General features: G+C 72.8%; 11 protein-coding genes and 1 pseudogene. All 12 read right to left on the bottom strand.

Annotated features, from left to right (window positions below; genetic code table 11):
• Positions 1 to 15: 15 nt before the first annotated feature.
• The 12 genes and pseudogenes from xdhB to GNT64_RS12300 all read right to left on the bottom strand — a co-directional run bounded on the left by xdhB (position 16) and on the right by GNT64_RS12300 (position 12,854).
• Positions 16 to 1,968, bottom strand: a complete 1,953-nt coding sequence (gene xdhB, locus GNT64_RS12350) for a xanthine dehydrogenase molybdopterin binding subunit (protein WP_231638983.1) — start codon at positions 1,966 to 1,968, stop codon at positions 16 to 18.
• A gap of 59 nt (positions 1,969 to 2,027) precedes the next feature.
• Positions 2,028 to 2,243, bottom strand: a pseudogene (locus tag GNT64_RS21915) (hypothetical protein); the annotation flags it as partial.
• Positions 2,244 to 2,343: 100 nt separating this feature from the next.
• A complete protein-coding gene (gene xdhA, locus GNT64_RS12345) occupies positions 2,344 to 3,855 on the bottom strand; it encodes a xanthine dehydrogenase small subunit (protein ID WP_156679791.1) in 1,512 nt (503 codons plus the stop codon).
• A complete protein-coding gene (uraH, locus tag GNT64_RS12340) occupies positions 3,855 to 4,187 on the bottom strand; it encodes a hydroxyisourate hydrolase (protein WP_156679790.1) in 333 nt (110 codons plus the stop codon). The genes xdhA and uraH overlap by 1 nt, the downstream gene beginning before the upstream one ends.
• Positions 4,184 to 5,650, bottom strand: coding sequence for an FAD/NAD(P)-binding protein (locus GNT64_RS12335; RefSeq protein WP_277873224.1), 1,467 nt, complete (start codon positions 5,648 to 5,650; stop codon positions 4,184 to 4,186). The genes uraH and GNT64_RS12335 overlap by 4 nt, the downstream gene beginning before the upstream one ends.
• Positions 5,647 to 6,135, bottom strand: coding sequence for a 2-oxo-4-hydroxy-4-carboxy-5-ureidoimidazoline decarboxylase (gene uraD / locus GNT64_RS12330; protein WP_197277406.1), 489 nt, complete (start codon positions 6,133 to 6,135; stop codon positions 5,647 to 5,649). Before uraD ends, GNT64_RS12335 begins: the two co-directional genes overlap by 4 nt.
• A gap of 8 nt (positions 6,136 to 6,143) precedes the next feature.
• Entirely contained in the window at positions 6,144 to 6,524 is a 381-nt protein-coding gene (gene hpxZ, locus GNT64_RS12325) for an oxalurate catabolism protein HpxZ (protein WP_156679788.1), read from the bottom strand.
• Positions 6,521 to 7,390 carry an allantoinase PuuE gene (gene puuE, locus GNT64_RS12320; RefSeq protein WP_197276972.1) on the bottom strand — a complete coding sequence of 290 codons (870 nt, stop codon included), beginning with the start codon at positions 7,388 to 7,390 and terminating at the stop codon, positions 6,521 to 6,523. Before puuE ends, hpxZ begins: the two co-directional genes overlap by 4 nt.
• Before the next feature lie 25 nt (positions 7,391 to 7,415).
• Positions 7,416 to 8,594 carry a pyridoxal-phosphate-dependent aminotransferase family protein gene (locus GNT64_RS12315; RefSeq protein ID WP_156681599.1) on the bottom strand — a complete coding sequence of 393 codons (1,179 nt, stop codon included), beginning with the start codon at positions 8,592 to 8,594 and terminating at the stop codon, positions 7,416 to 7,418.
• A 37-nt stretch (positions 8,595 to 8,631) separates the two neighbouring features.
• On the bottom strand, positions 8,632 to 9,930 hold the full coding sequence (locus GNT64_RS12310) for an allantoate amidohydrolase (protein WP_422396590.1): 1,299 nt from the start codon (positions 9,928 to 9,930) through the stop codon (positions 8,632 to 8,634).
• The gene (locus GNT64_RS12305; protein WP_156679785.1) at positions 9,927 to 11,507 is read right to left on the bottom strand and encodes a gamma-glutamyltransferase family protein; all 1,581 of its coding nucleotides are present in this window, start codon (positions 11,505 to 11,507) and stop codon (positions 9,927 to 9,929) included. Before GNT64_RS12305 ends, GNT64_RS12310 begins: the two co-directional genes overlap by 4 nt.
• A 9-nt stretch (positions 11,508 to 11,516) precedes the next feature.
• Entirely contained in the window at positions 11,517 to 12,854 is a 1,338-nt protein-coding gene (locus tag GNT64_RS12300) for an NCS2 family permease (protein ID WP_156679784.1), read from the bottom strand.
• Positions 12,855 to 12,962 lie beyond the last annotated feature (108 nt).

Here is a 12,962-nt window from a genome sequence, read left to right as displayed (position 1 = left end):
GTGGGAGCGGTGCCGCTAGCCACGATCGCCGCCCGCCGCCCGGCCGCGCAGGTCCGTCACGGCCGCCAGGATCCGCTCCGGCGTGGCGGGTGCGTCGAGGTGCGGCAGGCCCCGGCCGGGTGCCGCCGCGGCCACCGCCTGGGTGAGTGCCGAGAACACCGCGATCGCCAGCATGAACGGCGGCTCACCGACCGCCTTCGAGCGATGGATCGTCGGCTCGGCATTGCGGCCCGGCTGCCACAGGCGGATGTCCATGCGGGCGGGCCGGTCCCCCGCCGTCGGGATCTTGTAGGTGGAGGGCGCGTGGGTGAGCAGCCGGCCGGTCTCGTCGAACACGAGTTCCTCGGTCGTCAGCCAGCCCATGCCCTGCACGAAGCCGCCCTCGATCTGGCCCAGATCGATGGCCGGGTTCAGCGAGCGGCCGACATCGTGAAGGATGTCCACCGCCAGCACCCGGTGCTCGCCGGTCAGCGTATCGATCACCACCTCGGCCAGCGCCGCGCCATAGGCGAAATAGTAGAACGGCCGGCCCTTGTGGGCCGCGCGATCGTAGGCGATCTTCGGCGTGGTGTAGTAGCCGGTCGCCGAAAGCGAGATGCGCCCCATCTGCGCCTGCCGGCACAGCGCGCCGAACGGCACGAGATCGTCGCCGATCGCCACGCCTTCGGCCGTGAAGCGCACGCGATCCTCGGCCACGCCGTGCACGCGCGCGGCGAAGGCGACCAGGCGGCAGCGCAGCGTCTCCGCCGCGTTGAACGCCGCCATGCCGTTCAGGTCCGCGCCGGAGGAGGCGGCCGTCGCCGACGTGTTCGGCACCTTGTCCGTGCGGGTGGAGGTGATCCGCACGCGGGCGACGTCCACCGCGAACACGTCCGCCACCACCTGCGCCACCTTGATGTTCAGGCCCTGCCCCATCTCCGTACCGCCATGGTTCAGCGCGATCGAGCCATCGGTATAGAGGTGGACCAGCGCGCCGGCCTGGTTGAGGTGGGTGGTCGTGAAGCTGATGCCGAACTTCACCGGCGTGAGCGCCAACCCCTTCTTCAGCACGCGATGCGCGGCGTTGAACGCCGCCACCCGCTGTACCCGCGCGGCGTAATCGGTCTGCGCGACCAGATCCGCGATCAGGGCGGGGGCGACATTGTCCTCCACGACCATGTCGTAGGGCGTCACGTCCCGCCCCGGCCCGTAGAGGTTGGCCTGCCGCACGGCGAGCGGATCGCGTCCCAGATGAGCGGCGATGGCGTCCATCACCCGCTCGATTGCGAGCATCCCCTGCGGGCCGCCGAAGCCGCGGAAGGCGGTGTTCGACACGGTGTGCGTGCGCAGGCGGTGGGAGACGATCTCGACCGCCGGCAGATGGTAGCAATTGTCCGCGTGGAACATCGCCCGATCGTTGATCGCATGGCTGAGATCGGCGGTCGCGCCGCAGCGCGAGGCGAGTTCGATGCGGATGCCGGCGACGTGGCCGTCGCCGTCGAACCCCACGTCATACTCCACGGCGAAGTCGTGGCGCTTGCCGGTCATCACCATGTCGTCGTCGCGGTCGGCGCGGATCTTGGCGGGGCGGCCCGTCTTCGCCGCGACCAGCGCGGCGGCGGCGGCGTAGAGCGCGGCCTGCGTCTCCTTGCCGCCGAAGGCGCCGCCCATGCGGCGCACCTCCACCGTCACGTCGGCGTGGCCCAGCCCCAGCAGGTTGGCGACGAGGTGCTGCACCTCGCTCGGATGCTGGGTGGAGGAGAGGATGTGGATCTGCCCCTCCTCGCCCGGCGTGGCGAGCGCGACCTGCCCTTCGAGGTAGAAATGCTCCTGGCCGCCCATCTCCAGCGTGCCGGCGATCCGGTGCGGCGCGGCGGCCAGCGCGGCGGCGGCGTCGCCGCGCGCCATGCGCTGGCTGTCTTCCAGCAGCGATCCGGCGGCGCGGGCCTGCGCGATCGTGATGAAGGCGGGGAGGGGATCATAGTCCACCGCGCCAGCCGCGCCGCGCGCCGGGCGGCCGCGGCGGAGGTGGCGGCGACGACGAACAGCGACTGGCCGACGCACACCACCTCGCCTTCCGCGAACAGCCGGTCGTCGCCGGCGACGGGGCTGACGTCGTTCCGGCCCGGTATGTCGGCGGCGGCGAACACCGCCACCACGCCGGCGGCGGCGCGGACGGGCGCGAGATCGAGCGAGACGATGCGGGCGTGGGCCTGCGCGCTCTGGCCGAACGCCAGGTGCAGCAGGTCGGCCGGTTCCGGCATGTCGTCCACGTAGCGCGCCGTGCCGGCGACGTGGCCCTGCGCGCTGTCGTGCGGCAGCGATGCGCGGACGGCGCGGGTGGAGAAGCCGGCGGCGTCGCGATCAGCCATCGATCAGCTCCGGCGAAAGGACGGAGAGCGGCTCGTCCGCGTCCGCCAGCCACAGCCGGCGCAGCAGATTGGCCGCCGCCGCCAGCCGATAGCCGCTGGACCCGCGCACGTCGGTGAGCGGCGCGTAATCCAGCGCGAGGGCGGCGGCGGCCGCGTCGATCGTCGCCTCGCTCCACGGCTGGTCGACCAGCGCCGCCTCGCAACGCGGCGCGCGCGCCGGCGTGCCGGCCATGCCGCCGAAGGCGATGCGGGCGGCGGTGACGACGCCGCCCTCGATCGAGACGGCGAAGGCGCCGCACACCGCCGATATGTCGCTGTCGAACCGCTTGGAGAGCTTGGTGACGGCGATGCGGGTGGCGGCCGCCGGGCGCGGCACGAACACGCTCTCGACGAACTCGCCGGGCCGGCGATCCTGCACGCCGTAGCCGATGAAATAATCCTCCAGCGGCATTGTCCGCCGCGCGTCGCCGTGCCGCAGGGTGAGCGTGGCGCCGAGCGCGATGAGCGCGGGCGGCATGTCCCCGATCGGCGAGCCGTTGGCGATGTTGCCGCCGATCGTGCCGGCATTGCGCACCTGCGTGCCGGCGATGCGGCGGACGAGCTCGCCGAGATCGGGGTGCAGCCGGGCGAGCGGCGCCGACGCCTCCGCATAGCGCACCGTCGCGCCGATGCGGACGCCGTCCGCGCTCTCCGCGACGCGGCCCAGATCGGCGATGTCGGCGATGAAGATCGTGCGATCGAGGATGCGGTGCTGCTTCGTCACCCACAGGCCGACATCGGTGGCGCCGGCGACGATCCGCGCGTCGGGAAAGGCCAGCAGCAGCGCGGCGAGCTCGTCCGCCGTGGCGGGGATGTGGAATGTGCGCCCTCCCGCGTCAGGAGCGAGGTCGCGGGTCTCCTCCATGTCCCGAGCGCAGTCGAGGGGCTCTCCCGTGTCCCGAGCGCAGTCGAGGGGCGTGTCTCGACCGCGCTCGACAGAGAGGGTGGCGAGGGCCTTTAGGTGCGCCGCCAGCGCGCCGTCGTCCGGCACCTCCGGCGGCACCGCCGCGCCGGCGTCCAGGATCGGGCCGTAGCCGGTGCAGCGGCAGAGATTGCCGGAGAGCACGTCCGCCAGCGCCAGCCCCCGCGTGCCGCACGCGCCGATGCTGCGGCCGTAGAGCGACATGACGAAGCCCGGCGTGCAGAAGCCGCACTGCGAGCCGTGCCGGGCGACCAGCTCGCGCTGCACCGCGTGGGTGCCGCCCAGGCTCTCCACCGTCATCAGCGCCTTGCCGTGCAGCATCGGCAGGAACAGGATGCAGGCGTTCACCGCGCGCCACGCCACGCGATCGCCGTCAAGCGCGCCGACCAGCACGGTGCAGGCGCCGCAATCCCCCTCCGCGCAGCCCTCCTTGGTGCCGGTGCGGCGCAGGCGGTAGCGCAGCAGATCGAGCACGGTGCCGGTGGGATCGGGATCGTCGAGCGCGATCGTCTCGCCATCGAGGAGGAAGCGGACGGTCGCCATCAGCTGCCCCGGTAGGTGGAATAGCCGAACGGCGAGACGAGCAGCGGCACATGATAGTGGCCGTCCCCCGCCATCGCGAAATCGATCGTGACGCGATCGAGGAACGGCGGATCGGGCAGCGCGACGCCGCGGTCGCGAAAATAGTCGGCCACGGCGAATGTCAGCGCGTAGCGGCCGGCCGCGACCGGAACCCGGGCGAGCGCCGGCCAGCGCCCGTCCCCGTCCGTGCCGCCCTCGGCGATCGTCGCGCCATCGCGCAGCAGGCGCACCGCCATCCCCGCCGCCGGGCAGCCATGAGCGAGATCGAGGACGTGGGTGGAGAGGCTCGTCATGCCGCCGCCTCCGCCGCCGGGTGCCACTCGCCGACGAACTCGGGCTCGGCATAAGCGAGATAGTCGGCGATCAGCGCGGCGCGATCGTCGAGGAACAGCTGATCGGCGACCCCGGCGACCAGCTTCGGGATCGCATGCTTCAGGCCGGAGAGGGCGGAGGCGGAGAGGCCGAGGCTGATGAGGCCGGAATAGTTGAACGCGAACAGCCCCTCCAGCCGGGCCGCATCGGCCGGGTCGCGCGGCAGCAGCTGGAAGTTCGGGCCGAGATAGGGGTGCGCGTCGATCAGCGGGTTGGTGATGGCCGGATCGGCCGCGTGACGATCCCCCCAGCGGGCGATCGCATCCGCCACCAGCCGCAGTTCGGGGCGCAGCGCCGGATCGGTGACGAGGCCGGTGGAGAGCACCAGGAAATCATAGGTGGCGGTGCCGTGCGGCGTGGTGATCGCCACGCCGTCGGCCGTCTCCGCCACGTCCAGCCACGGCGCGCCCAGATGCAGGCGGAAGCCGGGATAGGCGGCGGCGCGGGCGAAGGTATCGTTGGTGGGCGGCTGGTTGCGCGCGAAGAAGCTCGCCATCAGCGCGTATTTGGCATCGTCGTCCAGCGTGGCGAAACGGGCGATCATGCCGGACGCTTCCATGAAGCGGATCGGGTTCACCCGGGGCAGCGCGGCACGGCGAACGAAGACGTGCGCCTGCGCCACGCCCTGCGCCAGCGCCGCCTGCGCGTTGTCGAACGATGAGGCGCCGGCGCCGAGGATGGCGATGCGCCGGCCGGCGAGGCGCGCATAGTCGATCGCCTCGGACGTGTGGGCGTAGCGCCGACGCGGCAGCCTGGCGGCGATCTCCGGCGGCGTGTGCCACTGGCCGCCGCCCTGTATGCCGGTGGCGAGCACCACCTTGCGGGCGAGCAGCGCCGTGCCGTCTGCCAGGTGCAGCCGGTACGGCCCGCCGGCCAGCGGCTCCACCAGGGTGACGCGCGCGTCGTTGCGCACCGGCAGGCCCAGCACGTGGCGATACCAGCGCAGATAGGCCATCCAGTCCGCCCGCGGGATCTTGCCGAGCGCGGCCCAGCCCGCCGCGCCGTGCCGCGCCTCCCAATAGGCGCGGAAGGTGAGGGAGGGGATGCCGAGGTCGATCGCCGTGAGCTCCTTGGGCGTGCGCAGGGTCATCATCCGCGCATAGGTATCCCACGGGCCTTCGTAGCCGGCCGGATTCTCGTCCAGCACCAGGATGTTGCCGATCCGCTCCCGCAGCAGGCCGAAGGCGGCGCCGAGGCCGCTCTGCCCGCCGCCGACGATCACCACGTCGTGGACGTGACCGTCGGGATGGTCGTGCGGGCGCGTCCAGTCCGGCTTGCCGTGATCGAGCCGGGCGAGATCGTGCGCCACCTGATGGCCGAGCGCGTCGAGGCCGATGGCGGCGGCCGGATCCGGCACCGGATCGGAGCAAGGGGCGGGCGTCATGACATGGCCTCCAGCCGCAGGCGGACGATCTGGCCGATCTCGCGCAGCGCGGTCGCGATCTCGGCATCGCGGTCCTGCTCCAGCCGCCGCGCCATGGCGGCCAGGATGCCCACCTTGGTCGACTGGCGCACGCAGATGATGAACGGGAAGCCGAAGCGCGCCGCATAGGCCGCGTTCAGCGCGTGGAAGCGGGTATATTCCTCCGGGCTCATGCGATCGAGCCCGGCTGACGCCTGCTCGGCCGCCGAGGCATCGGTGAGGGTGCCGTCCACCGCCGCCTTGCCGGCCAGCTCGGGATGGGCGCGGATCAGCGCCAGCTGCTCGTCGAGCGCGGCATCGCGGACCACCCGCGTCAGCCCGGCATGGAGGTCGGCGAGCGGGCGCAGGGCGGCGGCGCGCTCCACCACCCACGGCGAATGTTCGAACAGGTCGCGATAGCGGGCGACGAACGCCGCGGCGGGCAGGGCGTTGATCTCGTCCAGCATGTCCGGCGTCACGATCCGCTCCCCTCGATCGAGACGTGGGCCGAGACAATCTTCCAGCCGCCCGGAAAGCGCACCCACGTCTGGCTCTGGCGGCCGCGCCGATCGCCGCCCGCGCGGAAGAACTCCACATTGGCGGTGGCAAGATCGCGGCCGTAGGCGGCGATCGCCAGCCGGCCGAGACGGCGCTGGGGCGATCCGCCGCGGCCCACGCGGAAGGCGCGGATCTCGTCCGCGCCGTAGAGCACCTCGCCCACGCCGTAGCGCACCGTCGCCGCCGCATCGTGGAACAGCGCGTCCAGCGCCCGCACATCGTCCGCCATCAGCGCCGCCTCATAGGCGCGGAAGGCGGCGGCGACCTCCGCCACGACATCCGGATCGTTCACGGTCATGCGGGATGAACCTCCAGCCAGTGGCGCGCGATATCGATGCGGCGGGCGAGCCACGCCTGCCCGCTCGCCCGGACGTGATCGAGGAAGCGGGCCACCGCCCGCGCCCGCGCCGGCCGCCCGGCGATGCGGCCGTGCAGGCCGATCGACATCATCCGCCCGCCTTCCTCCGCCAGCTGGTCGAACGTGTCGCGCAGGTAGCGGAAGAACTGGTCGGGTTCGGCGAAGCCGTTCAGCGCGACGAACTTCATGTCGTTGGCGTCGAGCGAGTAGGGCACGATCAGCTGGCCGGAGGGGGCATGGTAGGGCAGGTCGTCGGCATAGCTGTCCGCATCGTAGACGAAGCCGCCCTCCGCCGCGACGAGGCGCGCCGTGTTCGGCGAGGTGCGGCCCTGATACCAGCCGAGCGGCCGGGCGCCGGTGACGCGGGCGTGCAGCGCGATCGCCTCGGCGATGTGGGCGCGCTCGGTCTCCTCCGGCACGTGCTGATAGTCGATCCAGCGCAGGCCGTGGCTGGCGATCTCCCACCCGGCCGACTGCATCGCGGCGACGGCCGGCGGGTTCATCGCCAGCGCCCGCGCCACGCCGAACACGGTGACGGGCACGTCGCGCAGGATGCGGTGCAGCCGCCAGAAGCCGGCGCGGGCGCCATATTCGTAGAGGCTCTCCATCGCCATCGCGCGCTGGCCGGCGTGCGCGGCGGCGCCGACCATCTCGGAGAGGAACGCCTCCGACCCGGCATCGCCGTTGAGGATCGAGTTCTCGGCCCCCTCCTCATAGTTGACGACGAACTGCACGGCGACGCGGGCGCCGCCGGGCCAGCGCGGATCGGGCGGCGCGGCGCCGTAGCCGACGAGATCGCGGCTCACGCGGTTCCTCCCCGGCGCGCGGAGGTCACGACCACGCCTCCAGCGCCGCATCCACGCCGGCGCCGGCGGGGAAGCGGTAGCCCTCGGCGCGCAGCACCGCCTCCAGCGCGCCGAGCGTCAGCAGCACCTTGTGCTTCATCGCATTGTAGCCCATCGCCCCGATCCGCCAGATCCGCCCCTGCAGCGGGCCGAAGGCGCTGCCGATCTCGATCTCGAAATGCTCGCGCATGGCGGTGCGGACACGCTCGCCATCCACCCCTTTCGGGATCAGGATGCCGGTGACGTTGGTCATGCGGAAGCGGTCGTCGCCGAACACAGTCAGCCCCATCGCCCGCACCCCGGCGGTGACAGCGCGGCCGGCGGCGGCGTGGCGGGCGAAGCGCCGCTCCAGCCCCTCGGCCAGCACCACGCGGGCGCATTCGCGCGCGCCGTAGAGCATCGTCGTCGCCTCGGTGTGGTGGTTGAGGCGCTTCTCGCCCCAATAATCCATGATCATCGCCAGATCGAAATAGTTGGAGCCGATGCGCGCGCCCGCCCCGTCCGCGATGTCGGCGCGGCGGATGCCCTGCTCGACGTGGCGGCGGCCGGCGATGTGTTCCGCCGCCCGTGCCGAGAGGGTGATCGGCGCCGAGCCGGACGGGCCACCGAGGCATTTCTGGAGGCCGCCGGTCACGATGTCCGCCTCCCAGCGGTCGGCGGCGACCGCCATGCCGCCGATCGTGGCGGTTGCATCGACGTAGAGATAGGTGCCGGCCGCGCGGCACAGCGCGCCGAGCCCGTCGAGCGGCTGCGCCATCGTGGTGGAGGTGTCGCCGTGGACGCAGGCGACCACCTTCGGCCCGGTGCGCGCGATCGCCTCGGCAATGGCGTCCAGCGGCACCGTCTCGCCCCAGGGCGCCTCCACCGTCTCGACGACGGCGCCGAGGCGTTCGAGGATTTCGGTCAGCAGCAGGCCGAAGCGGCCGAATTTCACCACCAGCACGCGGTCGCCCGGAGCGGCAAGGCTGACGAGCGCCGCCTCGATACCGGCGCGGGCGGTGCCGTCGACCAGAAAGGTCCAGCGATTGTCCGTGCCGAAGATCGGGCGATAGAGCGCCATCACCTCGTTCATGTAGCCGGTCATCTCCGGATCGAACTGGCCGAGCAGATCGGCCGCCATCGCGCGCAGCACGCGGGGGTGGGCGTTGACCGGCCCCGGCCCCATCAGCAGCCGCTGCGGCGGATCGATCTCGCCGTAGAGGTCAGGCAAGGGTCTCTCCCAGTCGATCGATGAAGCCGCGCATCACGGCGAGGGCGATGTCCGCGTCGGCGGGGTCGACCGCCTCGGCCGGATTGTGGCTGACGCCGCCGGCGCAGCGGACGAACAGCATGGCGGTGGGGCAGAGCGACGCCATCGCCATCGCATCGTGCCCCGCGCCCGAGACGAGCCGGCGCACCGGCTGCCCGGCGGCTTGCGTGGCCGCGTCGAGCAGGTCCATGAGGCCGGGGTCGCACGGGCTCGGCGGCAGATCGTGGACGCGATCGGCGGTCGCCACCACGCCGCGCCGCGCCGCGATGGCGTGGATCTCGGCCAGGATCGCGGCGGCGGCGGCGTCGCGGCGGGGGGCGTCGCCGGCGCGCACGTCCAGCGTGAAGGCGACGCGGCCGGGGATCACGTTGGCGGCGCCGGGCAGCGCCTCCAGCCGGCCGACCGTGGCGACGAGATCGGAGGCGGCGGCGCGGGCGATCCGCTCGGCCGCCAGCACCATCTCGGCGGCGGCGGCCAGCGCGTCGCGGCGCAGCGGCATGGATATGGTGCCGGCATGGCCGGCCGTGCCGGTGACGACGACGGCGTAGCGCCGCTGCGCGGCGATGCCGGTAACGGTGCCGACGGCGAGCCCCGCCGCCTCCAGCACCGGCCCCTGCTCGATATGCGCTTCCAGATAGGCGAGGGTGGAGCCCGGCGCGCGGGCGGCGGCGAGATAGTTGCCGATGCCGAGCGGCCACTGCGATGCGATGCCGGATCCGCCGCACAGGCTCTCGTGGCTGGCGTCAAACATGCGCAAGGCGTCACCGAGATCGACCCCTTCCGCGTCGGCGATGGCGAGCGCCGCCAGCGGCAGCGTGCCGGCAACCGCCCGGCTCGTCAGCATCGCGGCCGGGAAGCGGCTGCCCTCCTCGTCGCCAAAGGCGATCACCTCGATCGGGAAGGGCATGCGCCGGCCCTGTTCCGCGAGCGCCGCGACACATTCGATGCCGAGCATGAGCCCAAGCGGGCCGTCGTAGCGGCCGGCGTCGCGCACGCTGTCGATGTGGCTGCCGATCAGCAGGGCGGGCGCCTCCGCCGTTCCCTCGTAGCGGCCGATCAGGTTGGCGGCGGGATCTAGCCGCACGGTCATGCCCGCCTCGACCATCCACGCGCCCGTGCGATCCAGCGCGGCGCGGTGGGCGGGCGTGAGATAGGCGCGGTAGAGGCCGTCGGCCGCGTCGCTGTACGGCGCCAGGCCAAGCGCGTCGCAGCGGGCAACGGCACGGGCGCCCCCCGGGCCATGCGTCGTCACCACGCCGCCACCATGCCGTCGCCGCGCGGATCGGTCGCGCCCTCGATCAGCCCGCCGGGGTGGCGCACCAGCGCGCCGGCATGGCCCATCGTGGCGGTGAAGGCGGGCAGCGGCTCCACCACATGCCCGGCGTCGCGCAGCCGATCGAGGAGCGCGGGCGGGAAGCGGTCCTCGATCTTCAGGCTCGTGCTCTCCTCCCCCCAGGTGCGGCCGAGCAGCCAGCGCGGCGCGGTGATCGCCTGCTGCAGCGGCATGGCGAAGCGCGCGTAGCGGGTGAAGAGGGCCGCCTGCGTCTGCGGCTGGCCCTCGCCGCCCATCGTGCCATAGGCCATGACGCGGCCATCATCGAAGCGGGCGAGCGCCGGGTTCAGCGTATGGAACGGCCGGGCGCCGGGCCGCAGCGGGTTCCAGCCGCCGGCCGCGAGGCGGAAGGAGGCGCCGCGATTCTGCCAGACGATGCCGGTTTCCGGCAGGACGAGGCCGGAGCCGAACTCGAAATAGGTGCTCTGGATGCAGCTGACGACCTGCCCCTGCCGGTCCACCGCGCCGAACCAGGTGGTGTCGCCCGAAGCGGAGGGCTGCGGCCACGGCAGCGCGCGGGCCGGATCGATGCGGGCGGCGAGCGCATCCAGCGCCGCCGGATCGTCCAGCAGCGCCTGCGGATCGAGCGTGCCGTGCGCCGGATCGTGGCAGTGCGCGTCGCGGATCAGGAACGCCTGCTTCGTCGCCTCGACGAGGCCGTGGACGTGGGCGAAGCCCTCACCCTCCGTCACGCCCAGCCGATCGAACACAGCGAGGATCAGCAGCGAGGCGAGCCCCTGCGTCGGCGGCGGCAGGTTGAACAGCCGCGCGCCGGCGATCGGCACGGAGAGCGGCGGCACCGCCAGCGCGCGGTGGCGGGCGAGGTCGTCCGCCCTCACCGGGCTGCCGAGCGCGGCGAGATCGGCCGCGATCGATCGGGCGAGCGAGCCTGTGTAGAAATCGTTCAGGCCATCCGCCGCCAGTCGCCGCAGCGTTGCGGCCAGCGCCGGCTGGCGCAGGATCGCGCCCTCGTCCAGCGGCCTGCCGTCCGGCTCGAACGTGGCGGCGTAGGCGCCCGGCAGGTGGCGCAGCTCCGGGCCTTTCGCGCGGGCCAGCGCCGCGCCGCCGGCCGTCACCGGCACCCCGGCCTCGGCATGGTGGATCGCGTCGCGCAGCAGGCGGCCGAGCGGCAGGATGGCGCCGCCCGCGGCCAGCGCGGCGGCCCAGCCCGAGACCGCGCCTGCCACGGTGTTCGCCGCCAGCGGGCCGCGCCACGGGATCGCCGCGCGGCCGGCATAGAGGTCGATCGTCGCGGCCGCCGCGGCGCCGCCGCAGGCGTCCACCGCCCATGTCCGCCCGTCCGGCTCGGCCACCAGCCAGAAGCCGTCGCCGCCGATGCCGGTCATGTGCGGATAGACCACGGCGAGTGCCGCGGCGACGGCGACGCACGCCTCCACCGCGCTGCCGCCATCGGCCAGCACGTCCCGCCCGGCCTGCGCCGCCAGATGGTGCGGCGCCGTGACCATGCCGCGCAGCGACCTTGGGGTATGCAGCATCGGCGCGCCTCACCCCGCCGCGAGATAGGCGAAGCGGACGACGAACAGCGCCGCCAGGATCATCAGCAGCGTATCGCCGCGCTCCACCCGCCCGCGCGCCAGCTTCAGCACGGCGTGCGCCGTGATGCCGAAGGCGAGGCCGTTGGCGATCGAGAAGCTGAGCGGGATGATCGCGACCGTGAGGAAAGCGGGCAGGGCGGTGAACGTATCGTCCCAGTCCACCTCCACCAGCGGCGCCATCATCAGCCCGCCGACCAGGATCAGCGCGGGCGCCGTGGCGGCGAGCGGCACGAGGGCCGCATAGGGCGCCACGAACATCGTCAGCAGGAACAGCAGGCCGGTGACGATCGCCGTCAGCCCGGTGCGGCCGCCCGCCTGCACGCCGGCCGCGCTCTCGACATAGCTGGTCACGGTGCTGGTGCCGGCCAGCGCGCCCACCATCGTCGCCGCCGCATCGGTGTAGAGGATGCGGTTGAGGCCCGGGATGCGGCCGGCCGCGTCCATCAGCCCGGCGCGCTTCGTCACCGCCACCAGGGTGCCGATATTGTCGAACAGATCGACGAACAGGAACACGAACAGGATCTCGAACAGGCCCAGGCCGTGCGTGCCGGTAAGCCCGAACACGCCCGGCAGATCGAGCTTGAACGCCGTCTGCGTCAGCGCCGAGAGGCTGTAGGCGACGGGCGCCACCGTCACCTGACCCAGGATCCAGCCGACGGCGGTCGTCAGCACGATGCCGATCAGGGTGGCGCCGCGCACCCGCCAGATGCTGAGCCCCGCGATCACGGCGAGGCCGAACATCGCGAGCAGCGGCCCCGGCGCGCGCAGATCGCCGAGCGCCACGCTGGTGGCGCTGTTCGAGACGACGATGCCGGCATTCTTCAGGCCGATGAAGCCGATGAACAGGCCGATACCGCCCGCCACGGCGGCGAACAGGTGCGGCGGGATGGCCGCCACGATCATCTGCCGCACCCCCGCCAGGGTGAGCAGCAGGAAGCAGACGCCGGAGATGAACACGCAGCCCAGCGCCACCGGCCACGGCACCCCCATCTGCTGCACGACGGTGAAGCTGAAATAGGCGTTCAACCCCATGCCAGGCGCCAGCGCCAGCGGCACGTTGGCGACAAGCCCCATCAGGATGCTGGCGAAGGCGGCGGCGAAGCAGGTGGCGGCGGCGACGGCGGCGACCGGCAGGCCGGCCTGGCCCAGGATCGCCGGGTTCACCAGCACGATATAGGCCATCGTCAGGAAGGTGGTGGTGCCGGCCAGCGCCTCCGTCCGCACGTCGGTGCCGCGCGCGGCGAGGGCGAAGCGTCGTTCGAGCAGGGACGAGACGGGCGCCGTCACGCGGCCCCGCTGCGATATCGGCGGACGTGCGGGGTGGAACCCCGGAAGCTGACATGGAGATACAACGCCATCGGGTACGCCCCCTGCGATCGCCTACCTCCTCCTGCT

This window comes from Sphingomonas profundi (assembly GCF_009739515.1).
GTDB classification, from domain to species: domain Bacteria; phylum Pseudomonadota; class Alphaproteobacteria; order Sphingomonadales; family Sphingomonadaceae; genus Alterirhizorhabdus; species Alterirhizorhabdus profundi.
This window is presented reverse-complemented; position numbering and strand designations above follow the sequence as displayed.

What these genes read in the sequence shown, in the direction of transcription:
- hpxZ (WP_156679788.1), bottom strand. Translation starts at nt 6,524, where the DNA reads ATGACCGTGAACGATCCGGATGTCGTGGCGGAGGTCGCCGCCGCCTTC.
- uraD (WP_197277406.1), bottom strand. Translation starts at nt 6,135, where the DNA reads ATGCTGGACGAGATCAACGCCCTGCCCGCCGCGGCGTTCGTCGCCCGC.
- GNT64_RS12315 (WP_156681599.1), bottom strand. Translation starts at nt 8,594, where the DNA reads ATGGGGCCGGGGCCGGTCAACGCCCACCCCCGCGTGCTGCGCGCGATG.
- xdhA (WP_156679791.1), bottom strand. Translation starts at nt 3,855, where the DNA reads ATGGCGACCGTCCGCTTCCTCCTCGATGGCGAGACGATCGCGCTCGAC.
- uraH (WP_156679790.1), bottom strand. Translation starts at nt 4,187, where the DNA reads ATGACGAGCCTCTCCACCCACGTCCTCGATCTCGCTCATGGCTGCCCG.
- GNT64_RS12335 (WP_277873224.1), bottom strand. Translation starts at nt 5,650, where the DNA reads ATGACGCCCGCCCCTTGCTCCGATCCGGTGCCGGATCCGGCCGCCGCC.
- GNT64_RS12305 (WP_156679785.1), bottom strand. Translation starts at nt 11,507, where the DNA reads ATGCTGCATACCCCAAGGTCGCTGCGCGGCATGGTCACGGCGCCGCAC.